Genomic DNA, 20,251 nt, shown 5'->3' on the forward strand with positions numbered 1-20,251 from the left:
GTCGGTCCCAAGGGTTGGGCTGTTCGCCCATTAAAGCGGTACGCGAGCTGGGTTCAGAACGTCGTGAGACAGTTCGGTCCCTATCCGTCGTGGGCGCAGGAAATTTGAGAGGAGCTGTCCTTAGTACGAGAGGACCGGGATGGACGCACCGCTGGTGTACCAGTTGTCTTGCCAAAGGCATCGCTGGGTAGCTATGTGCGGAAGGGATAAGTGCTGAAAGCATCTAAGCATGAAGCCCCCCTCGAGATGAGATTTCCCATAGCGTCAAGCTAGTAAGATCCCTGAAAGATGATCAGGTTGATAGGTCTGAGGTGGAAGCGTGGTGACACGTGGAGCTGACAGATACTAATAGATCGAGGACTTAACCACAATTGATTACTCAGTCATTCTTCTTCTTATACATTATCTAGTTTTGAGGGAACAAAACCTCATCTAAATAGTCTGGTGGCGATAGCGAGAAGGTCACACCCGTTCCCATACCGAACACGGAAGTTAAGCTTCTCAGCGCCGATGGTAGTTGGGGGTTCTCCCCCTGTGAGAGTAGGACGCTGCCGGGCGAAACGAAGAACAGTCTGCGTGACTGTTCTTTTTTTGCGCTTTTTTTAGGCAAATGGAGAGGGTATTAATAAGAAAAGTGCTTTTGAGTGGAGATTAGCGGTCGGGTGGGTGAATGAGCAGGGTTTTTGAAGGGAAGAATGGGCGATTTAATTGCGAATTCAATTAACTGGCAAGATAATCTACCAACTTTGCGATTAATTTAACTAGTTGGCAGATTAATTTACCGAATTGCTCATTTAATTTACCGAATACCCCAGTTAATTTACCATTTGCCCTAAAACAACTATAGCCCCCCGCTAAATTCCTGAGATTGCTGAAAAAAGAACACCGGGTGTGCAAACGAGCAGTATTTTTTGATTAGAATATCAGGTTGAGCAGCTGTTTAAATCATGAATTTCATCAATACGCCGGATAATCTACCAACTTGACAAATAATTTAAACAATTGGCTAATTATTTTACCGAATTGCTCATTTAATCTACCGAATCCCCCTCATATTTTACCATTTCCCCTAAACATCACCCAAAGCCCAACCGCTAAGCAGCGGCACTAAAAGACCCTCTTCCATCCCTTCACCCTGCAAAGGACTATTTTCGTAAAGATCCCGAAAAAAAGACTGGCAGAGGAATGATGGTTTGATGAGAAAGAAATGAATAATATTCTGCTGTGTTTGCTATTATCTGAGCACCTGACCCGTTAATCTGCCAGCTTCCCAACTTAACTAACGGTTTACAGCTCAGGCTGCCAAACTCTTCACTCTGCCTTCAAATGCTGCTAACATGCTGCTCCTTCCACGCCTACAATTTAAAAATGTCTGCTTACCTTCAGCAAACCACAAAAAAAAGAAGCATCAGCTTCTACGAGAATATTTCCGGCGTATTTACTTTCCGCAGTTTTTTTAGATAATATTTATACTTTGGATTGTCCGTGTCGGTGTTAATCAGATCAGATTCACAGTCTGTGCAGATGAAAGAAGTATATAAATGTATGCCCCTTGTTTTATTCTCTTCGCAAATGACACAGATTTTCTGCATCTGATTGTTTGCCAATAAAGAATCCATATCTCCACCTCCACCTCTTATTCTGTCCATTGTGTAGAAAATAATACAATTTTTCGAAAAGTCTCGAGTGTATTTACATGTTTTCTATTGTATGTTCTGCTTCGCTTCCGGGTGTATGTCTATAGGCAATTCTTTCGGGAACAGCTTATTTTTATTTGGGGGGCGCATTATCTTTTTAGGATGGTGTCTGATAAAATAGGTGAAGAATCTAACAAACTGGTGATGACAATGAATAACTATAGTAATCTTCCCCTGTTCGGCAGGCTGATGGAGCATATAGATGAGGATAGCATTTCCCTGCATGTCCCGGGGCATAAGAATGGCTTTTTATATAAAGGCACACAAAAGGTGTATGCAGAGGCACTGAAGCTGGATGTGACGGAATTGTCCGGGCTTGATGACCTCCATGCTGCCTCAGGGGCAATCCGGGAAGCAGAACTTTTAGTAAGCAAGCTGTATGGAGCTGAGGATAGCTCTTTTTTAATAAATGGGTCGACTGCTGGGAATCTCGCCATGATCCTGGGTACCGTTAAGGAAGGGGAGACGGTCCTTGTGCAGCGGAATTGCCATAAGTCCGTTTTGAATGGGATCCGGCTTGCCAAAGCGCATCCTGTTTTCCTGGGGCCGGAGTATAATGGTGACTGGGGAGTGGCCGGCGGCATTGCTCCAGAGACGGTGGAAAAGGCGATCAGCCTGCACCCTGGTGCTAAAGCGATCATCCTGACTTATCCGAACTATTATGGCATGGTATTTGATTTGGAGGCAATCATCCATAAAGCCCATATGAGTGGGATTCCTGTATTGGTGGATGAGGCGCATGGGGCCCATCTTATAAAAATGTCCGGGCTGAAGTCAGCAGTCGAACTGGGTGCTGATTTCGTGGTGCAGTCAGCCCATAAGACGCTCCCTGCCATGACGATGGGTGCTTATCTCCATTATAATAGCCGGCTCATCGGTTTTGAGGGAGCAAGGGAATATTTGCAGATGCTGCAGTCCAGCAGTCCCTCTTATCCGATTATGGCATCATTGGATGGTGCCAGGCATTATTTAGAAACATTTACGGAAGAGGATGAAAGAAGCCTCCTTAATCGTATAAAGTCATTCAGGCGCGGGCTGGCCGGCATAAGCGGCCTGCATGTACTGGAATATGAAGAAGGCACAGGCGACCCGCTGAAGGTTGTGATCCAGACTGAAGGATTGTCCGGCTTTGAGCTGCAGAGCCTGCTGGAGGACGAGGGGATTTATCCTGAGATGGCGGATCCCTATAATGTCGTGTTTGTCCTCCCGCTCTTAAAGAAGGATATGGATTTTCCTTTTAGAGAGATTATTTTTAAAACGGAGAAAGCTATGTCCGGAAAAAGGAAGAGCCAGACTGTGAAGATGAATTATTTTCAAAAGCCATCCGTTTCGACCCTGGCAATGAGTACCCGGGATCAGATGGGGATGAGCAGGAAAGCAGTATCCATGGAGGAGGCGGCAGGAAAGATATGCGCAGAGCTGATCATTCCGTACCCTCCCGGCATTCCGCTCCTTTTCCCTGGTGAAGTGATATCAGCAGAGGATGTGAAGAGCATCCGGCTTTTACAGGCAAGCGGGGCAAGGTTTCAGGGCGGCAGCCATTTAGATAAAAATCAAATCAGCATATATGCTTAAAGGCAGAATGTAAGCAGGAGGAACATGATGGATAAAGGGTTATTTATAACGGCGGAAGGCCCTGAGGGAGCCGGCAAGACGACAATTATCAATATGCTGGCGAGCGGGCTCGCCGATGAAGGATATAAAGTGATGCAGACCAGGGAGCCGGGCGGCATTGAAATCGCGGAGCAGATCAGGTCTGTTATCCTGGATACAAACAATACGGCAATGGATCCGCGTACCGAAGCGCTTCTGTATGCAGCAGCGAGAAGGCAGCATTTGGCGGAGAAGGTGCAGCCTGCCCTGGATGAAGGCTATATCGTTCTTTGCGACCGGTTTATTGACAGTTCTCTTGCCTATCAGGGATATGCAAGGGGACTAGGAATTGATGAGGTCTATTCCATCAATCATTTTGCCATTGAAGGCATGATGCCTGAGCTGACCTTGTATTTTGACATCGACCCTGCTTCCGGCCTTAAGAGGATCAGCCGGAACGAGGGGCGGGAAGTGAACAGGCTGGATCTTGAAAGCCTGGAATTTCACAATAAGGTGAGGGAAGGCTACGAGATCCTGGCCGCGAGATTCCCGGAAAGGATCAACCGGATTGATGCTTCTCTGCCTGTGGAGGAAGTCTGCCAGCTGGCAGCTGCCAGGATTAAATCGCTGCTTTCCAGTAAATAGATGCAGGACGAAATGGCCTCCCGGGGCCTTTTCTCCTTTTCATGAAGATGAATTTGTTCTTTAGAGAACGGAATTATTTCAATGACCTTGAATAGACGCTGTTTATAGACAGAATTCTTGCTATAATATAGATAGAAATACGCGGACAAAACACTTTTTAAAGGACGTGACAATAGATGAAGCTAATATTAGCCGTTATTCAGGATCAGGACAGCAATAAGCTGATGAGTGCGTTAGTGGAGCATAATTTCAGGGCAACAAAGATGGCGAGCACCGGCGGCTTTTTAAAAGCAGGCAACACGACCTTTATGATTGGTACAGATGACATCCGGGTGGATAAGGCCCTGCAGGTCATAAAGGACAGCTGCAGCGCGCGCGACCAGCTTGTGGCGCCTGTTTCGCCGATGGGCGGAAATGCCGATTCTTATGTGCCGTATCCGGTTGAGGTCGAGGTGGGCGGTGCGACAGTATTCGTTCTGCCGGTTGAAAGCTTCCACCAGTTTTAATAAGGGATAACAGGAGACGATCGCTTTGAAAATAAATCAGGATATGCGCCTTAGCCTGGATAAGGTTAAGCAGGATCAGAAGCTGCAGCCAGGCGATGGAGCCAAGTTCCAGCAGCTTGTCCAGAAGCAGGATCGAAAAATGCAGATGGCCCAGCTTCAGGGGCTTTTAAAGGATATCGACTCTGCCGGGGAACGTCTGGGGAGATCGCGCAATTTCAAAGATCTTGCCAAGTTTAAGACACTTGTCAAACGCTTTGTGAAGGAAACAGTCGACTACGGTATGGAGCTGAACCAGTCCCACAGCTGGAACCAGTATGGACAGGGCCGGTCTTTAAAGATCGTGGAGACCATTGACCAGAAGCTGGTTGAGCTGACGGAGGAAGTCATGAAGAAGGAAGAGCAGTCGATCGGTATCCTTGGGAAAATCGGGGAAATCAAAGGACTGCTGATTAATATATATATGTAGGTGAGTGATCAGTTTGGCAAAAACGTGGGAGCAGCTGGAGAAGCTTCAGCCTGCCGTATTGAAATTATTCAAAAACAGCATACAGAAGGACCGGCTTGCCCACGCCTATTTATTTGAAGGGATGAGGGGGACCGGCAAGAAAGATGCCGGGCTTCTTCTGGCAAAAAGCCTGTTCTGCGAAAGGCCGGAGGGCGGCTATATCCCCTGTGAGGTTTGTAATAACTGCAGGCGGATCAACAGCGGCAACCATCCGGATATCCATCTGCTGGAGCCTGACGGGCTATCAATTAAAAAAAATCAGATACAAGCGCTTCAGGAGGAATTCTCGAAAACCGGGGTGGAATCGAAGCGCAAGCTTTATATGATCAATCATGCCGATAAAATGACGGTGAATGCGGCGAACAGCCTTCTCAAGTTTCTGGAGGAGCCAAACTCTGACTCGGTTGCTATCCTTATGACCGAACAGGGCCAAAGGATGCTGCCGACGATTTTGTCCCGCTGCCAGACGATTTCATTCATTCCGCTTACACCCCAAAATATGGAAATGCAGCTCGCGGAAAACGGTGTAAGCCCGCAAATGGCGCCGTTATTGGCCCAATTAACCAATAATCTGGATGAAGCAATCGCTCTCTCTGGCGATGATTGGTTTGCACAAGCACAAAAAATAGTGTTAAAATTATATGAAGTGCTGAAAAAGAATCCTTTAGAGGCAATGGTTGCACTGCAGGAAGAATGGTTTATGCACTTTAAAGAGAAAGAGCAGTTTGATCGCGGTTTGGATTTGCTGATACTTATCTTTAAGGATTTACTATATATACAGCTTGGGAAACAGGGACAGGCTGTTTATCTAAACGAGATGAACCGTTTAGAGCAATATGCATTACAAACGTCCGGACGTCATCTGACCGAGCAGATGACAGCCATTTTGGAGGCAAAAAGAAAGCTGCACGCAAATATGAATCCGCAGCTGTTAATGGAACAGCTTGTGTTAAAATTGCAGGAGGGATCTTCATTTGTATGATGTAGTGGGAGTACGGTTTAAGAAAGCCGGGAAGATTTATTACTTCGATCCCGGAGATCTCTCAATTCAAAAGGACGACTTTGTAATCGTGGAAACAGTCCGGGGTGTAGAGTACGGAAAAGTAGTGATTGCCCGGAAGCAAGTGGATGAGAACGATGTTGTCCTTCCATTGAAGAAAGTTCTGAGAATTGCAGATCAAAAGGATCGGATGATTGTTGACGAAAATAAGGAAGCTGCACATGAAGCCTATGAGGTATGCTGTGAAAAAGTCAGCACCCATCAGCTTGATATGAAGCTTGTTGATGTTGAATATACATTTGATAGAAATAAAGTGATTTTTTACTTTACAGCCGACGGAAGAGTTGATTTCCGGGAGCTCGTAAAAGACTTGGCAGCGATCTTTCGGACAAGGATCGAATTGCGCCAAATTGGTGTTCGGGACGAAGCTAAGATGCTCGGTGGCATAGGCCCATGCGGTAGGATGCTGTGCTGTTCTACCTTCCTGGGGGATTTTGATCCGGTTTCGATCAAGATGGCAAAGGACCAGAACCTTTCCCTTAACCCTACTAAAATATCCGGACTGTGCGGACGGCTCATGTGCTGCCTGAAGTACGAGAATGATGAGTATGAGTCTGCGAAAGAGCAGCTGCCGGATATAGGAGAGGTCATCAATACTCCACAGGGCCGCGGCAAAGTAGTAGGGCTCAATATTTTAGAACGCGTTCTGCAAGTGGAAGTGAGAGACCAGGAGCGTGTCCTTGAATATACGCTGGACGAAGTGCTGACAGAAGGTGCTGTTTCGGTACAATCCACAGATTAATGAGGTGGAACGCGTGGATAAAAAAGAGATTTTTGACTCCGTGATCAATATGGAAACCCAAATCGGACAACTGTATACACAGCTTGGCGAACTTAAGCAGCATCTGGCGGAGATACTTGAGGAGAATAATTCCCTGAAGCTGGAGAATGACCACTTAAGGCGCCGGCTGGAAACGACTGCAGAGCAACAGTCCAACAGGAAGAAAGACAAGAAAGGGAAAAGCAAGCCGCAGCAGGATGATAAAGTCATCGATATTGGCGAAGGCTATGACAATCTTGCAAGGCTTTACCAGGAAGGGTTCCATATTTGCAATCTGCATTTCGGGAGCCCGCGCAAAGAAGGGGATTGCCTTTTCTGCCTTTCCTTCCTTAATAAGAAATGATGCAAGCCTTCCTTTTGCCGGGAAGGCTCTTTTTACAATGTTTATCGGAGGAAATTGTATGCTGAATTTAAAAGGGGATGAGCGGCTGGATTATCTGCTTGCCGAAAAGCTGCGCATCATCCAGAGCCCGTCTGTGTTTTCTTTTTCACTGGATGCTGTCCTGCTGGCGAGGTTTGCGTATGTGCCGATCCAGAAAGGGAACCTGATTGACCTATGCAGCGGGAACGGAGTGATTCCACTGTTTATGAGCAGCAGGACCAAAGGGGCGATCACCGGTGTGGAAATCCAGGAAAGGCTCTATGATATGGCCGTAAGAAGCATTGAGTATAATGGACTGGAAGACAGGATCAGGATGATCCATGGCGATATCAAAGAGATGCCGGCCATGCTTGGGCATGGGAAGTATGATATCGTGACATGCAATCCGCCCTATTTCCTTACACCAGCCAAAGATCAGATCAATGCCAATGAGCATCTTGCCATTGCCAGGCATGAGATCCTGTGCACACTGGAGGATGTGGTGCGCGTCTCCAGCCAGCTGCTGAAGCAGGGAGGGAAGGCTGCTTTTGTCCACAGGCCAGGAAGGCTCCTTGATATTGTCACTTTGATGAGGCAGTATAAGCTTGAGCCTAAGCGGATCCAATTCGTTTATCCGAAGCAGGGAAAAGAAGCCAATATGCTTCTTGTCGAAGGGGTCAAGCAGGGAAGCCCCGATTTGAAGGTGCTGCCGCCGCTTTATATCTATAATAAGGATCATGAATATACACCGGAAATCAGTGAGATGTTATATGGAAAATGATGCACATTACTTCTACGTTTTAAAATGCAGGGATGGCAGCCTTTATGCCGGCTATACCAATGACCTCGACAGGCGGTTCAGGCTTCATAATGAAGGGAAGGCCGCTAAATATACAAGGGGACGCGGACCGGTTGCGCTTGTCTACCATCAGGTCTTTTCAGGAAAAACCGAGGCGATGAGGGCAGAATATCAATTCAAGCAGTTGAGCAGAAAAAAGAAAGAAGACTTTCTAATGAAGGAAACAGGTGATTTTGATGTGGCAGCAAAAAAGCTTTAGCAATGATTATACGAAAGGTACGCTTTATTTGGTGCCGACGCCGATCGGGAATCTCGAGGATATGAGCTTCCGGGCTGTGCGGATGCTCAAAGAGGCCGATTATATTGCAGCTGAGGATACGAGAAATACGAAGAAGCTTTGCAATTATTTTGAAATAGATACGCCTGTCATCAGCTATCACGAGCATAATAAAGGCCATAGCGGTGAAAAAATCATCCAGATACTTGAAGAAGGATCAGCTGTTGCCGTGGTGAGTGATGCCGGGATGCCGACTATCTCTGATCCGGGTTATGACCTGGTTGTAAAGGCGCTTGAACACCAGCTGACTGTTGTTCCGCTTCCGGGGGCAAATGCTGCACTGACGGCTCTCATTGCTTCAGGCATCACTTCACAGCCTTTTTATTTCTACGGTTTCCTGAACAGGCAGAAAAAAGAAAAAAAGCAGGAGCTGGAAAAGCTCGCTAAGATTGATGCAACAGTCATCCTTTACGAATCCCCGCATCGCCTGAAGGAAACGCTGCAGCTGATGAGCGGGCAGTTAGGCGAACGCCAGGCGGTTCTATGCCGGGAGCTTACCAAGAGATATGAAGAATTCATCCGGGGCAGCCTTTCAGAGCTTGTGGAATGGGCAGAATCTGATGAAGTCAGAGGAGAATTCTGTATTATTCTTGAAGGGAATCCGGAGGGAGAATCAGCAGAAGAAGATATGTGGTGGGAACAGCTTTCCATTGAGGAGCATGTGAAGCATTATATATCTGTGAAGGAAATGAGCTCCAAGGATGCCATCAAGCAGACAGCGAAGGACAGGAGCCTGAATAAAAGAGAAGTGTACAGCGCTTATCATATTGAGCAATAGAAAAAAGCTTCCGGTATATGGAAGCTTTTTTCTTTTCTTATATAATCAAAAAGTATTACACTTACATAGAACGCAAGTGACTTGAATGCTGAGTACTTTTTTTATTTTGCAGTTTCAAATGTGTTTTGGATTTCTTTCAGCAGCTGCTCTGCACCGTCACGGCTCAGGATCAGCTTGCCGCCTGCAAGTGTGATGTTATCATCAGATACTTCACCAGTAACCTGGCAAGTCATGTTTGGCTTATATTTTTTCAAGATGATGCGCTCATCATCAACATAGATTTCAAGAGCGTCCTTTTCTGCGATGCCAAGTGTACGTCTTAATTCGATTGGAATAACTACGCGTCCCAGCTCATCAACTTTACGAACAATACCTGTAGATTTCATAATAAAATCTCCTCTCATATCTCCACTGTTTTCTTTTTCTCTATCTATAGATTCGTCATTATTCGACAAAATTCTTATAAATAACATAATACCAGCCATTCCCAAATACGTCAATTACTTTTAAATCAAATTTTTATAGAAATTTTTAGGAGATGAAGAAAGTTGCTATATCAGGGTTTTGTGGCTGAGGAGACACATTTCTGGTATAGTGCTGTTTTGATAATTACTTTGAATTAAGAGTACAATTTTATACTATGATAACATTATTCGACAAAGTTCTACAAAAATGTCGAAACGCTTCATAATATATACTTCGAGCTCGGTTCCGGATTTATGAGGATGGAAGCTGGAGCTTCAGAACCGGGCAAGCGCCCTCCGCTTTTCTTCGTATCCAGCTCCAGCGGCTAGAGCCTCGAGTCATAAGCCACGGCAGAATTAAAGGCAAAGAACGCCTTTTATTCTGCCGCGTCTTATGCTGGGCCCACAGGATGTGGGTCATGCAGGCGTTGCCACAGGACGTGGCGTATTTAGCCTGCGTTCCTTAAATTGCAAGTCGCCTCCGCTTTTCTTAGTTGCACTATTTGATATTTTTAGGTATATTTTGAGGGTATAAGAGGCTATGCTGACGAGTATAGAAAACATAGTGAATTTGCTTGATTGCGGGCATGCTAGGCTGATTTTCGCTCTCGTCCTGGAAAGGGCGGGATTTTTTGCATTCAGGGCCTTGTCTGCCATATCAAATAGATGGACGAGCTTGTTTCTTTTGCTTGCTCTTACTTTGCTGAACATTAACAGGAGGGAAACCAATGGAAGGAAAATTGAAGACCTTTTATCTTACAACCCCGATCTATTATCCGAGCGGCAACCTGCATATCGGCCATGCTTACACAACAGTGGCCGGCGATGCGATGGCCCGCTATAAGCGCCTGCGCGGCTTTGATGTTATGTATTTGACCGGTACGGATGAACATGGACAGAAAATCCAGCAGAAGGCTGAGGAAAAGGGCGTAACGCCGCAGGAGTATGTCGATGAGATTGTCGATGGCATCAAGAATCTGTGGAGCAAGCTGGACATTTCCTATGATGATTTCATCCGCACGACCCAGGACCGCCACAAACAGGTTGTTGAAAAGATTTTCGCCCGCCTGCTTGAGCAGGGCGATATTTATTTGGGTGAATATGAAGGCTGGTATTGTACGCCTTGTGAATCTTATTTCACGGAGCGCCAGCTGGCTGACGGCAACTGTCCTGACTGCGGACGCCCTGTCAATAAAGTGAAGGAAGAGTCATATTTCTTCAAGGTGAGCAAATATGCAGACAGGCTGCTGAAGTATTATGAAGAAAATCCGCATTTCATCCAGCCTGAATCACGCAAGAATGAAATGATCAACAATTTCATCAAGCCCGGCCTTGAGGATCTGGCTGTTTCAAGGACAACTTTTGATTGGGGCGTAAAAGTGCCGGACAATCCAAAGCATGTCGTGTATGTATGGATCGATGCACTTTCCAACTATATTACAGCTCTTGGCTACGGAACAGAAGATGACTCCAAGTATCTGAACTATTGGCCTGCGGATGTCCATCTGGTTGGCAAGGAAATTGTCCGTTTCCATACGATCTACTGGCCGATCATGCTGATGGCGCTGGATCTGCCGCTGCCTAAAAAGGTATTTGCACACGGCTGGCTATTGATGAAGGATGGGAAAATGTCCAAATCCAAAGGGAATGTCGTTGATCCTGTTACATTGATCGACCGCTACGGATTGGATTCCCTCCGCTATTACCTCCTCCGTGAAGTGCCGTTCGGGGCGGATGGCGTTTTTACACCGGAAGGATTTGTTGAAAGGGTCAATTTCGACCTGGCAAACGACCTGGGCAACCTGCTGAACCGCACGGTCGCAATGATCGAAAAGTATTTTGACGGGACGATACCTGCCTATAAAGGATCTGAAGGCGAGTTTGACAAGCAGCTGCTGGACGTGAACAAAGAGACAGTCGCCAAGTATGAAGAAGCGATGGAAAAGATGGAATTCTCTGTTGCCCTTTCATCTGTGTGGCAGCTTGTGAGCAGGACGAACAAGTATATAGATGAAACACAGCCATGGGTGCTTGCTAAGGACGAAGCACGCAAGGAAGAGCTGGGCAATGTGATGTTCCACCTGGCTGAGTCTCTGAGAAGGACCGGCGTATTGCTGAAGCCTTTCCTTACTCGCACGCCGGACGGTATCTTCAATCAGCTTAATGTGAATACAGAAGAGCTGACATCCTGGGAGAGCCTCGAGACATTCGGCCTGATCCCAGAGAATACGAAGGTAGTCAAAGGGGATCCGATTTTCCCAAGGCTTGATATGAAAGAAGAAGTTGAATTCATTAAAGAAAAAATGCAGGGAAGCGCACCAGCTCCTGAGGCAGAAGAGAAGAAAGTGCCTGAAAAGCCGGACAGCGAGGAAATCACAATTGATGATTTCATGAAGCTGGACCTGCGGGTAGCCGAAGTCATTTCCGCTGAGCCGGTTAAAAAAGCGGATAAGCTTTTGAAGCTTCAGCTTGATCTTGGCTATGAAAAGAGGCAGGTGGTTTCCGGGATTGCAAAATTCTATAAGCCGGAAGAGCTTGTCGGCCGCAAAGTTGTCTGTGTGACCAACCTTAAGCCTGTTAAGTTAAGGGGCGAGCTGTCAGAAGGCATGATCCTGGCTGGAAGCGAGGACGGAGCGCTGTCCCTTGCGACCATCGCCGAGTCGCTGCCAAACGGAGCGCGTGTAAAATAAGCCAGCAGAATGGACATAGGGATGTTTTGCGTTTCATAAGCGTCAGACAGCCCTATGTTTTCTTTCATTTAAGGATATGAAAGAGCCTTGTAACATAAATGAAATAATAGAGATATAAATATAACATTTTTAGAAGTAAGGAGATTTTCTATGTTATTCGACACACATGTACATCTGAATGCCGAGCAGTTTGAGGAAGATTTGGAAGAAGTGATAGGAAGGGCACAGTCGGAAGGGGTTTCCCATATGGTTGTTGTCGGCTTTGACCGCCCGACGATCACAAGGGCAATGGAACTGGCAGAAGCTTATGAGTTTATTTATGCGTGTGTCGGCTGGCACCCGGTCGATGCTATTGATATGACGGATGAAGACCTGGCGTGGATCGAAGAGCTGGCTGCCCACCCGAAAGTGGTGGCCATAGGGGAGATGGGGCTGGACTATCATTGGGACAAATCACCGAAGGATGTGCAGAAGGATGTATTCAGGAGGCAGATCAGGCTTGCAAAGAAAGTAAAGCTGCCGATCGTCATCCATAATCGGGACGCAACAGCCGATGTTGTGGAAATCCTGAGAGAAGAGGGAGCGGGCGAGGTTGGCGGCATCATGCATTGCTACAGCGGCAGTGTCGAGGTCGCTAAGGAATGCCTTGATATGAACTTCTATATCTCTCTCGGAGGCCCGGTAACCTTCAAGAATGCAAAAAAACCGAAGGAAGTCGCAGAGGCGGTTCCGCTGGAAAAGCTGCTGATTGAAACAGATTGCCCCTATCTTGCCCCGCATCCCTACCGCGGCAAAAGGAATGAGCCAGCTTACGTAAAGCTCGTGGCTGAGCAGATTGCCGAATTGAAAGGGCTGGCGTTTGAAGAAGTGGCAGAAGCTACTATGGAGAATGCAAAAAGATTATTCGGCATCAGCCGCTAAGCGATTTTGTCGATTCATGGGGGAGCTTGTCCCTATTAGGTCCAATTCTTAAAAGTTCTACACGCCTCCTTTCCATCATAGGATAACCGTGTCGATAAGTCTCTCTTTCCTTTCTCTTGTTTTTTTTGCATAATAGGAAATACGTTTTCCCCTCCCGCCAAGGAAACGCAGCAAAATGAGAGAAAAGTGTTTGGGTTGACAGTCGGCAAGATACTCTATATAATCACTCCGAAGAGAAAAGGAGGCGTTTTTCATCGCGATTGAGAACATGAAAAACCTGTTTTCCAAGTCTTTGAGTAAGAAAAAACTGACCGTCATGGTTGCTAGTTTAATAGTTTTTTCGGCAGCTGCCGGGTTCATGATTTATGAAACCTCGAAAAAAACAGTAGCACTTACCATGAATGGCCAGGACAAAGTCATCAAAACACATGCAGCTACCATTCAAGATATATTCGATGATCTGGAAATATCCCTTCGCTCAGAAGACTATCTGTTTCCCTCGGGAAGCACAAAGGTAAAGGACGGCTTGGAAGTAGTATGGGAGCCGGCGAAACAGGTTCAACTGACAGACAGCAGCGGGAAGAAAACGATTTGGACAACGGCAGATACGGTGGGCGGGCTTTTAAAGGAGCAGAATATCGCACTTTCAGAGCATGATAAAGTCAATCCGGAGCCGGAAGAGGAAATTAAGGACGATTTGAAGATAGAAGTGGAAAAAGCTTTTGCGTTAACGCTCATTGAGGGCGGCAAGAAACAACAAATGTGGTCAACTTCGACTACGGTCGCTGACTTTTTATCGCAGCAGGGAATTACACTAAACAATATGGACCGTGTTGAACCAAAGCTAGAAGAGACAGTCAAGGAAAATGCCATTGTCAATGTCATTCGAGTTGAAAAAGTCACCGATGTAGTGGAAGAACCAATCAGTTATGCCGTGGTTACTAAGAAGGACGCCAGCCTTGCCAAGGGGAAGGAACAGGTTGTCTCCCATGGGCAGGAAGGCCTTTTATCAAGGCAGTATGAAGTTGTTTTGGAAAACGGGAAAGAAACATCCAGAAAATTGCTCAGTGAAAAGAAAGTAAAAGAGAAAAAGGATAAGATTGTTGCTGTCGGCACGAAGGTTATGGCACAGAGGGTTGCTGTTTCCCGCGGAGCGGGCTCAAGCGAGTCCGGCAGGGAGATGTATGTTTCCTCTACTGCATATACTCCAAGCTGCAGCGGATGCTCGGGCATAACCGCTACAGGAATCAATCTTAAGTCCAACCCTGGCATAAAAGTCATTGCCGTTGATCCGCGGGTAATCCCGCTTGGCACGAAAGTCTATGTCGAAGGCTATGGCTATGCGGTGGCTGCCGATACCGGCTCTGCCATTAAAGGAAATAAGATCGATGTATTCTTTGCTTCCAAGTCGGATGCATACCGCTGGGGAAGAAAGACGGTTAAAATAAAAATATTGGATTGAACGATTTATGCAGGGGAAGAATTTCTCCTGTTTTTTCTTTGTTTTGCGGGGTGTGTAAATGCCGAATGATTTTTTCCCGGCGATTCGGTAATATATAATAAAACACAGTTGATTGTCTTTATTGCCACTCATACTATTAGACGACTCAGATTACAAAAATGTTTCAAGTTTTTATCAAATTTTTCATTTTAATTTTGGAGGACCAATGAAGATTAAAGAAATCATTGTAGTGGAAGGCAGGGATGATACGACTGCCATTAAAAGGGCGGTCAATGCTGACACAATTGAAACGAACGGTTCAGCCATCAATGCCGCGACATTGGAAAAAATCAAGCATGCACAAAGCAAGAGGGGCGTAATCGTTCTGACGGATCCGGACTTTCCGGGCCAGAAGATCCGTGATAGCATCACCCGCCATGTGCCCGGGTGCAAGCATGCTTTCATAGATAAAACAGATGCCCTGCCAAAGACAGGGCGAGGCTTGGGAGTCGAGCATGCTTCCCCGGAGACGATCAGGAAAGCCCTCCAGGAGGCCCAGACGATGCAGGAGACAGCCCGGGAGGAGATTACCCAGGAAGACCTTATCCTGGCCGGCCTTATCGGCGGAAGCAGCGCGAGGGAGCGCAGGGAGAAGCTGGGAAGGCTTCTTAAGATCGGGTATACTAACGGAAAACAGCTTCATAAGAGACTGATGATGTTCCAGGTCCCGAAAGAAGACTTTGCATCTGCCATTGAAGCGATCGACCAGGAGGAGCGCCATGCATAAAGATATCGCAACACCACTTAGGACACGTGCCATACTTGAAAAATACGGCTTCAGCTTTAAAAAGAGCCTGGGGCAGAATTTCCTGATAGACACTAATATACTGAATCGGATTGTCGACCATGCCGGGCTCCGGGAAGGCTCAGGAGCGATTGAGATCGGCCCCGGGATTGGAGCGCTCACAGAGCAGCTGGCCAAGCGGAGCGAAAAAGTGGTCGCCTTTGAAATCGACCAGAGGCTTCTTCCGATTCTGCAGGAAACGCTCGCACCATACCCGAACACCGAGGTGATCCATCAGGATGTCCTTAAAGCGGATGTCAAAACAACAATCGAGGAAAGGTTTGCACCAGGACAGGATGTGATGGTTGTCGCCAATCTTCCGTATTATGTAACGACACCGATCATAATGAAGCTCCTGGAGGAAAAGCTGCCGATCCGCGGGATTGTCTGCATGCTCCAGAAGGAAGTGGCTGACCGCATCTCGGCCAAGCCGGGCTCGAAGGACTACGGCTCGCTCTCGATTGCCGTCCAGTACTATACAGAAGCGGAAACGGTCATGATCGTTCCGAAAACGGTTTTTATACCGCAGCCGAATGTCGACTCGGCCGTAATCAGGCTGACAAGGAGGGAGCAGCCTCCAGTTCTCGTGAAGGACGAGTCGTTCTTTTTCCAGGTGACGAGGGCAAGCTTTGCCCAGAGGAGGAAGACCATCCTCAACAACCTGACAAGCCAGCTGCATGAAGGAAAGCAGAAGAAGGAGGGAATCCTTTCTGCACTGGAGGCGGCAGGCATCGAGCCTTCCAGGCGCGGCGAGACCCTTTCAATCGAGGAATTTGGCCGTCTGAGCGATGAATTATATCCCCAGTTTAATAAATGATGAGCATGAAGCCCTGAAAACCGCAGGGCTTCTTTTTTATGGGCTCCATTTCGTCCTGTTTGCCGGGAAGGCACATGTGCAGGGGCATTTGCATAGTTTATGAAAGAACCAGAAGCGATTAGACCAGCTCGGCACAGGAGCTTAATGGAGTGACGCCAGTGAGCATTAACCTTATGGATATTGTAGGAAGGGTTTCATATAACTGTGACATCATGTTTCGGGTGATTGATATACGTGAAGAAGAAGGCCGGAAACTCGCGGTTCTGTATGGAGAGGACATCAGGCTGATAGCTGATGCGCCTTATGAAGACCTGATCGTCATCAACCAGTCAGAGCGGATGAAGATGTCGAGGCAGTATCAGTCTCTTGAGGAACAGTCTTACAATCTGTTCAGGCAGGATGTCAGCCTCCTGAAGCAGAAGCAGGAATACGAAGCAACCGGCGCATACAGCAAGCCGTTCAATTATTTTCAGATCCCGGGCAGGGTGCTTCATCTGGACGGTGATCCGTCCTATCTGAAGAAGTGCCTTTCCCTATATGAGAAGATCGGTGTCCCGGTAACCGGGATCCACTGCAATGAAAAGGAGATGTCCAGCAAGATCGGGCAGCTCATCGATTACTACAGGCCGGATATCCTGGTCATCACAGGACATGATGCCTATTCAAAGGCCAAAGGCAAGGTGACCGATATAAATGCCTACCGCCATTCCAAGCATTTTGTCCAGACGGTCAGGGAAGCTCGGAGAAAGATTCCCCATCTGGATCAGCTGGTCATATTTGCCGGCGCCTGCCAGTCGCATTTTGAATCCCTGATCCACGCAGGGGCCAACTTTGCAAGCTCGCCCTCCCGCGTCAACATCCATGCCCTCGATCCTGTCTATATTGTAGCCAAGATCAGTTTTACGCCTTTTATGGAAAGAATCAATGTATGGGATGTTCTCCGAAACACGCTGACAGGCGAAAAGGGGCTTGGCGGGATAGAAACAAAGGGTGTGCTCCGGACGGGCATGCCGTTTAATAAGGGAGCAGAATAAGGGAAATAAGCCGGCATAAGAGCGGGCTTATTTTTTTTGCAGAGGCTCTGTCAGTGTACCGGTTGATTGGAATTCTTGTGTGTGAAACTCTGTTTCGCATGCATGGCAGCGGATTTGAAATACAGCCATATATCCATCCCGCCGCCAGCTCTGTTTTCAGTCTTCCAAAACTGTATGCAGCAAGGATTTTCTGTCTTATACATATTTGACACATAATTCGTTTATTTTAGGGAATGATAAAAATGTTGAAAAATAAGAAAAAAAGTAGACGAAAATATATTGACAATCTTTTTTAAAGACTGTTATAATTTATGTTTTTATTTGACTCTACTGTGTCAGTGTGATATACTTTACATAGTGAGGTGGACCGAATGGCAAAAACATTAACGGACATAAAAAAAGCTCTTGATTCAAATTTGGGGAAAAGGCTTTTGCTTAAAGCCAATGGCGGGCGCAGGAAAACGATTGAACGTTCAGGCGTACTGGCAGAAACATATCCCTCTGTATTTGTGATTGAACTTGATCAGGATGAAAATGCATTCGAACGCGTATCTTACAGTTATGCAGATGTTTTAACAGAAACGGTTCAAATTACCTTCTATGAAGACGCATCAGGACATATGGCTTTAAGCTGATATATATCCTTTTCTAAAAAGCAGGGGCGGCAAAATGATTTTGCCGCCCCTGCTTTTTATTTTGCCTGCTCAGCAAGAACAGTCAAATATAGGCTTGCATGGACCGGCCGGCAGCCGCTTACAATAAAGGTACCGCAATGCTTAAAAAGGGGATGTTGCGTTTGAGCAGAAGAAAAGGCGTCATGTCAGAGGGCCTCAAGGAAGAACTGGCGAAAGAGCTCGGCTTCTATGATGTTGTCCAGAAGGAAGGCTGGGGAGGGATCAGGGCAAAGGATGCCGGCAATATGGTCAAACTGGCGATTGAAAAAGCCCAGCAGAGCCTCCTTCAGTAAAAATGATGTATATGCTTCAAGCTTAAAACCATACAACTGCATTTGCGGGCCCGGGGCAATCCCGGGTTTTTTGCGTCCATGCAGCGCTCTCCTGACAGCTGTGGACAGGCTATTCTTCCTTTTCTCTGGCGCAATCGCATGGTAAAATAACTTATTTGTTGAAGAATGTCTGATTCGAACGTCTTACAAGCCCTGTTTTGTGGTAAAATAGGACAAAAACTGAGACGTTGAAATGAGCAGAAGTAGGTGGGTATTTTGAAGCTTTTAGTAAAGGCGCCGGCTAAGATCAATTTATCGCTGGATGTATTGTATAAACGGCCGGATGGCTATCATGAGGTGGAGATGATCATGACGACGATCGATCTTGCCGACCGCCTTGAATTGACTGAATTGAAAAAAGATGAAATCAGGATCATTTCCCATAACCGGTTTGTGCCTGATGACCAGCGGAATCTCGCGTACCAGGCGGCATCCCTGCTGAAGGAGCGGTTCAAGGTAAAACAGGGAGTGGCCATCACGATAGAAAAGACCATTCCGGTTGCCGCAGGACTTGCGGGCGGCAGCAGCGACGCAGCAGCGGCCCTTAGAGGCCTGAATAAGCTGTGGGGGCTCGGCCTGTCACTCGATGAGCTTGCAGAGATCGGAGCGGAAATAGGATCGGATGTTTCTTTCTGTGTCTATGGCGGGACTGCGCTGGCAACGGGGCGGGGAGAAATGATCAAGCATCTGCCTGCACCGCCGACATGCTGGGTGATACTGGCTAAGCCGTTCATAGGGGTGTCGACTGCGGATGTATACAGGCGCCTGGACCTGAAAAGGATCAGCCACCCGAATACCGCGGGCATGATTGAGGCTATCAAGGAAGGCGAATACAGCGGTGTATGCCAGAATGTCGGAAATGTCCTGGAAGATGTGACACTCAATCTTTATCCTGAGGTCGCACAGATCAAGGACCAGATGAAAAGGTTCGGAGCGGATGCGGTGCTGATGAGCGGCTCCGGCCCTACCGTGTTCGGCCTTGTTCACCATGATTCAAGAATGCACCGGATTTATAATGGCCTGAAAGGCTTTTGTGATCAGGTCTTTGCGGTAAGAATGCTGGGGGATCAGCATAAGCTTGATTAAATCCGTATATTAGTGGTATATTATCGTTAATTATTCGGATTTCGGAGGTTTCGTAATTATGAAGTTTCGTCGCAGCGAGCGCTTAATAGACATGACGAATTATCTGCTGGAGCATCCCCGGCAGCTGGTGTCACTCACTTACTTTGCTGAACGGTACGGATCTGCCAAATCCTCGATCAGTGAAGACCTGGCCATTATAAAAGAAACATTCGAACAGCGGGGGATCGGCACCCTTCAGACGGTGCCGGGTGCAGCCGGCGGAGTGAAATACTCTGTTAAGGTCAGCGATGATGAGGCACGCCCTTTTATAAGCGGGCTTTGTGAGGTCATTGCCAGCCCGGAAAGGCTTCTGCCGGGGGGTTATCTGTATATGACAGACATCCTCGGCGATCCGGCGGTTGTCCAGAAGGCGGGGAGAGTCTTTGCCTCCGCTTTTGCCGATGCTGACATCGACGTGGTCATGACTGTGGCAACAAAAGGAATCCCGCTTGCCTACGCTGTCGGGGCATACTTGAACGTGCCGGTCGTGATTGTCAGGAGAGACAGCAGGGTGACAGAAGGATCGACTGTGAGCATCAACTATGTCTCGGGGTCAGCCAAGCGCATCCAGACAATGGTGCTTTCGAAAAGGAGCCTGGAAGAAGGATCAAAAGTGCTGATTGTCGATGATTTTATGAAAGCAGGCGGTACGGTCAACGGCATGATCAGCATGCTGGAGGAATTCAAGGCGCATGTTGCCGGGATTGCGGTCCTGGTGGAAGCAGAAAAAGCAGAAGAACGCCTTGTTGATGAATATTTGTCTCTTGTCCAGCTTGCCGATGTGGATGTCAAAGATAAGAAGATCAATGTGACTGAGGGGAACTATTTCAGGCATAAGAACGGATAA

General features: G+C 47.2%; 22 protein-coding genes and 2 rRNA genes (1 of these 24 cut by a window edge). 22 read left to right on the forward strand and 2 right to left on the reverse strand.

Translation table 11 applies throughout. The features are described from left to right. Together AC4E8B_RS00180 and rrf are read left to right on the forward strand one after the other, a co-directional pair. Window positions 1-369: ribosomal RNA gene (locus tag AC4E8B_RS00180) — 23S ribosomal RNA — on the forward strand (it extends 2,576 nt beyond the left edge of the window). A gap of 71 nt (window positions 370-440) precedes the next feature. Continuing rightward, window positions 441-557 (forward strand): 5S ribosomal RNA (gene rrf / locus AC4E8B_RS00185). Between the two features lie 858 nt (window positions 558-1,415). On the opposite strand, the gene AC4E8B_RS00190 is transcribed toward rrf, so the two are convergent. Then, window positions 1,416-1,619 carry a sigma factor G inhibitor Gin gene (locus AC4E8B_RS00190; RefSeq protein ID WP_490216317.1) on the reverse strand — a complete coding sequence of 68 codons (204 nt, stop codon included), beginning with the start codon at window positions 1,617-1,619 and terminating at the stop codon, window positions 1,416-1,418. Window positions 1,620-1,847: 228 nt separating this feature from the next. Between AC4E8B_RS00190 and AC4E8B_RS00195 the strand changes: the two genes are divergently transcribed. The 10 genes from AC4E8B_RS00195 to rsmI all read left to right on the forward strand — a co-directional run bounded on the left by AC4E8B_RS00195 (window position 1,848) and on the right by rsmI (window position 9,062). Further along, window positions 1,848-3,272 (forward strand): aminotransferase class I/II-fold pyridoxal phosphate-dependent enzyme, encoded by a 1,425-nt coding sequence (locus AC4E8B_RS00195; protein WP_490216318.1) that lies wholly within the window; start codon window positions 1,848-1,850, stop codon window positions 3,270-3,272. Window positions 3,273-3,299: 27 nt separating this feature from the next. Continuing rightward, a complete protein-coding gene (gene tmk, locus AC4E8B_RS00200) occupies window positions 3,300-3,935 on the forward strand; it encodes a dTMP kinase (protein WP_490219416.1) in 636 nt (211 codons plus the stop codon). A gap of 176 nt (window positions 3,936-4,111) precedes the next feature. Further along, window positions 4,112-4,441: a cyclic di-AMP receptor DarA gene (darA, locus tag AC4E8B_RS00205; RefSeq protein WP_009791690.1), complete on the forward strand. Its 330-nt coding sequence runs from the start codon at window positions 4,112-4,114 to the stop codon at window positions 4,439-4,441. Between the two features lie 25 nt (window positions 4,442-4,466). Beyond that, window positions 4,467-4,907, forward strand: a complete 441-nt coding sequence (locus AC4E8B_RS00210; protein ID WP_490216321.1) for a YaaR family protein — start codon at window positions 4,467-4,469, stop codon at window positions 4,905-4,907. Between the two features lie 13 nt (window positions 4,908-4,920). Continuing rightward, window positions 4,921-5,928 (forward strand): DNA polymerase III subunit delta', encoded by a 1,008-nt coding sequence (holB, locus tag AC4E8B_RS00215; protein ID WP_490216323.1) that lies wholly within the window; start codon window positions 4,921-4,923, stop codon window positions 5,926-5,928. Then, window positions 5,921-6,748: a PSP1 domain-containing protein gene (locus AC4E8B_RS00220; RefSeq protein ID WP_490216325.1), complete on the forward strand. Its 828-nt coding sequence runs from the start codon at window positions 5,921-5,923 to the stop codon at window positions 6,746-6,748. The genes holB and AC4E8B_RS00220 overlap by 8 nt, the downstream gene beginning before the upstream one ends. Before the next feature lie 13 nt (window positions 6,749-6,761). Continuing rightward, window positions 6,762-7,130 (forward strand): DNA replication initiation control protein YabA, encoded by a 369-nt coding sequence (gene yabA, locus AC4E8B_RS00225; protein WP_009791694.1) that lies wholly within the window; start codon window positions 6,762-6,764, stop codon window positions 7,128-7,130. Between the two features lie 58 nt (window positions 7,131-7,188). Next, the gene (locus tag AC4E8B_RS00230) at window positions 7,189-7,929 is read left to right on the forward strand and encodes a tRNA1(Val) (adenine(37)-N6)-methyltransferase (RefSeq protein ID WP_490216327.1); all 741 of its coding nucleotides are present in this window, start codon (window positions 7,189-7,191) and stop codon (window positions 7,927-7,929) included. Beyond that, window positions 7,919-8,206 carry a GIY-YIG nuclease family protein gene (locus AC4E8B_RS00235; protein ID WP_490216329.1) on the forward strand — a complete coding sequence of 96 codons (288 nt, stop codon included), beginning with the start codon at window positions 7,919-7,921 and terminating at the stop codon, window positions 8,204-8,206. Before AC4E8B_RS00230 ends, AC4E8B_RS00235 begins: the two co-directional genes overlap by 11 nt. Further along, complete coding sequence (gene rsmI, locus AC4E8B_RS00240; protein WP_490216331.1) at window positions 8,184-9,062, forward strand: 16S rRNA (cytidine(1402)-2'-O)-methyltransferase; 879 nt, start codon at window positions 8,184-8,186, stop codon at window positions 9,060-9,062. The genes AC4E8B_RS00235 and rsmI overlap by 23 nt, the downstream gene beginning before the upstream one ends. A gap of 101 nt (window positions 9,063-9,163) precedes the next feature. Here the strand turns inward: rsmI and abrB are convergent, their stop codons facing one another. Continuing rightward, on the reverse strand, window positions 9,164-9,448 hold the full coding sequence (abrB, locus tag AC4E8B_RS00245; RefSeq protein ID WP_490216333.1) for a transition state genes transcriptional regulator AbrB: 285 nt from the start codon (window positions 9,446-9,448) through the stop codon (window positions 9,164-9,166). A gap of 806 nt (window positions 9,449-10,254) precedes the next feature. On the opposite strand from abrB, the gene metG reads away from it, so the two are divergent. The 10 genes from metG to purR all read left to right on the forward strand — a co-directional run bounded on the left by metG (window position 10,255) and on the right by purR (window position 20,251). Beyond that, window positions 10,255-12,216, forward strand: coding sequence for a methionine--tRNA ligase (gene metG / locus AC4E8B_RS00250; protein WP_490216335.1), 1,962 nt, complete (start codon window positions 10,255-10,257; stop codon window positions 12,214-12,216). A gap of 150 nt (window positions 12,217-12,366) precedes the next feature. Continuing rightward, a complete protein-coding gene (locus AC4E8B_RS00255) occupies window positions 12,367-13,137 on the forward strand; it encodes a TatD family hydrolase (RefSeq protein WP_490216337.1) in 771 nt (256 codons plus the stop codon). A gap of 268 nt (window positions 13,138-13,405) precedes the next feature. After that, the gene (locus AC4E8B_RS00260; protein WP_490216339.1) at window positions 13,406-14,599 is read left to right on the forward strand and encodes a ubiquitin-like domain-containing protein; all 1,194 of its coding nucleotides are present in this window, start codon (window positions 13,406-13,408) and stop codon (window positions 14,597-14,599) included. Between the two features lie 205 nt (window positions 14,600-14,804). Then, the gene (gene rnmV / locus AC4E8B_RS00265; RefSeq protein WP_490216340.1) at window positions 14,805-15,365 is read left to right on the forward strand and encodes a ribonuclease M5; all 561 of its coding nucleotides are present in this window, start codon (window positions 14,805-14,807) and stop codon (window positions 15,363-15,365) included. Then, window positions 15,358-16,239: a 16S rRNA (adenine(1518)-N(6)/adenine(1519)-N(6))-dimethyltransferase RsmA gene (rsmA, locus tag AC4E8B_RS00270; protein ID WP_490216342.1), complete on the forward strand. Its 882-nt coding sequence runs from the start codon at window positions 15,358-15,360 to the stop codon at window positions 16,237-16,239. The genes rnmV and rsmA overlap by 8 nt, the downstream gene beginning before the upstream one ends. Window positions 16,240-16,412: 173 nt before the next feature. Continuing rightward, window positions 16,413-17,273, forward strand: a complete 861-nt coding sequence (gene yabG, locus AC4E8B_RS00275) for a sporulation peptidase YabG (protein ID WP_490219418.1) — start codon at window positions 16,413-16,415, stop codon at window positions 17,271-17,273. Between the two features lie 371 nt (window positions 17,274-17,644). Then, on the forward strand, window positions 17,645-17,908 hold the full coding sequence (veg, locus tag AC4E8B_RS00280; protein ID WP_009796178.1) for a biofilm formation stimulator Veg: 264 nt from the start codon (window positions 17,645-17,647) through the stop codon (window positions 17,906-17,908). A gap of 152 nt (window positions 17,909-18,060) precedes the next feature. Then, window positions 18,061-18,240: a protein sspF gene (locus AC4E8B_RS00285; RefSeq protein WP_490216344.1), complete on the forward strand. Its 180-nt coding sequence runs from the start codon at window positions 18,061-18,063 to the stop codon at window positions 18,238-18,240. 255 nt (window positions 18,241-18,495) lie between these two features. Next, window positions 18,496-19,365, forward strand: a complete 870-nt coding sequence (gene ispE, locus AC4E8B_RS00290) for a 4-(cytidine 5'-diphospho)-2-C-methyl-D-erythritol kinase (protein ID WP_490216346.1) — start codon at window positions 18,496-18,498, stop codon at window positions 19,363-19,365. 58 nt (window positions 19,366-19,423) lie between these two features. Continuing rightward, window positions 19,424-20,251: a pur operon repressor gene (purR, locus tag AC4E8B_RS00295; protein ID WP_490216348.1), complete on the forward strand. Its 828-nt coding sequence runs from the start codon at window positions 19,424-19,426 to the stop codon at window positions 20,249-20,251.

This window comes from Bacillus sp. SRL543 (assembly GCF_984799205.1).

Excerpts from the sequence above, each read along its gene's own strand:
- AC4E8B_RS00190 (WP_490216317.1), bottom strand. The coding sequence starts at position 1,619 with ATGGATTCTTTATTGGCAAACAATCAGATGCAGAAAATCTGTGTCATT.
- AC4E8B_RS00195 (WP_490216318.1), top strand. The coding sequence starts at position 1,848 with ATGAATAACTATAGTAATCTTCCCCTGTTCGGCAGGCTGATGGAGCAT.
- tmk (WP_490219416.1), top strand. The coding sequence starts at position 3,300 with ATGGATAAAGGGTTATTTATAACGGCGGAAGGCCCTGAGGGAGCCGGC.
- darA (WP_009791690.1), top strand. The coding sequence starts at position 4,112 with ATGAAGCTAATATTAGCCGTTATTCAGGATCAGGACAGCAATAAGCTG.
- AC4E8B_RS00230 (WP_490216327.1), top strand. The coding sequence starts at position 7,189 with ATGCTGAATTTAAAAGGGGATGAGCGGCTGGATTATCTGCTTGCCGAA.
- AC4E8B_RS00235 (WP_490216329.1), top strand. The coding sequence starts at position 7,919 with ATGGAAAATGATGCACATTACTTCTACGTTTTAAAATGCAGGGATGGC.
- rsmI (WP_490216331.1), top strand. The coding sequence starts at position 8,184 with ATGTGGCAGCAAAAAAGCTTTAGCAATGATTATACGAAAGGTACGCTT.
- abrB (WP_490216333.1), bottom strand. The coding sequence starts at position 9,448 with ATGAAATCTACAGGTATTGTTCGTAAAGTTGATGAGCTGGGACGCGTA.
- metG (WP_490216335.1), top strand. The coding sequence starts at position 10,255 with ATGGAAGGAAAATTGAAGACCTTTTATCTTACAACCCCGATCTATTAT.
- AC4E8B_RS00255 (WP_490216337.1), top strand. The coding sequence starts at position 12,367 with ATGTTATTCGACACACATGTACATCTGAATGCCGAGCAGTTTGAGGAA.
- AC4E8B_RS00260 (WP_490216339.1), top strand. The coding sequence starts at position 13,406 with ATGAAAAACCTGTTTTCCAAGTCTTTGAGTAAGAAAAAACTGACCGTC.
- rnmV (WP_490216340.1), top strand. The coding sequence starts at position 14,805 with ATGAAGATTAAAGAAATCATTGTAGTGGAAGGCAGGGATGATACGACT.
- rsmA (WP_490216342.1), top strand. The coding sequence starts at position 15,358 with ATGCATAAAGATATCGCAACACCACTTAGGACACGTGCCATACTTGAA.
- yabG (WP_490219418.1), top strand. The coding sequence starts at position 16,413 with ATGGATATTGTAGGAAGGGTTTCATATAACTGTGACATCATGTTTCGG.
- veg (WP_009796178.1), top strand. The coding sequence starts at position 17,645 with ATGGCAAAAACATTAACGGACATAAAAAAAGCTCTTGATTCAAATTTG.
- AC4E8B_RS00285 (WP_490216344.1), top strand. The coding sequence starts at position 18,061 with ATGTTGCGTTTGAGCAGAAGAAAAGGCGTCATGTCAGAGGGCCTCAAG.
- purR (WP_490216348.1), top strand. The coding sequence starts at position 19,424 with ATGAAGTTTCGTCGCAGCGAGCGCTTAATAGACATGACGAATTATCTG.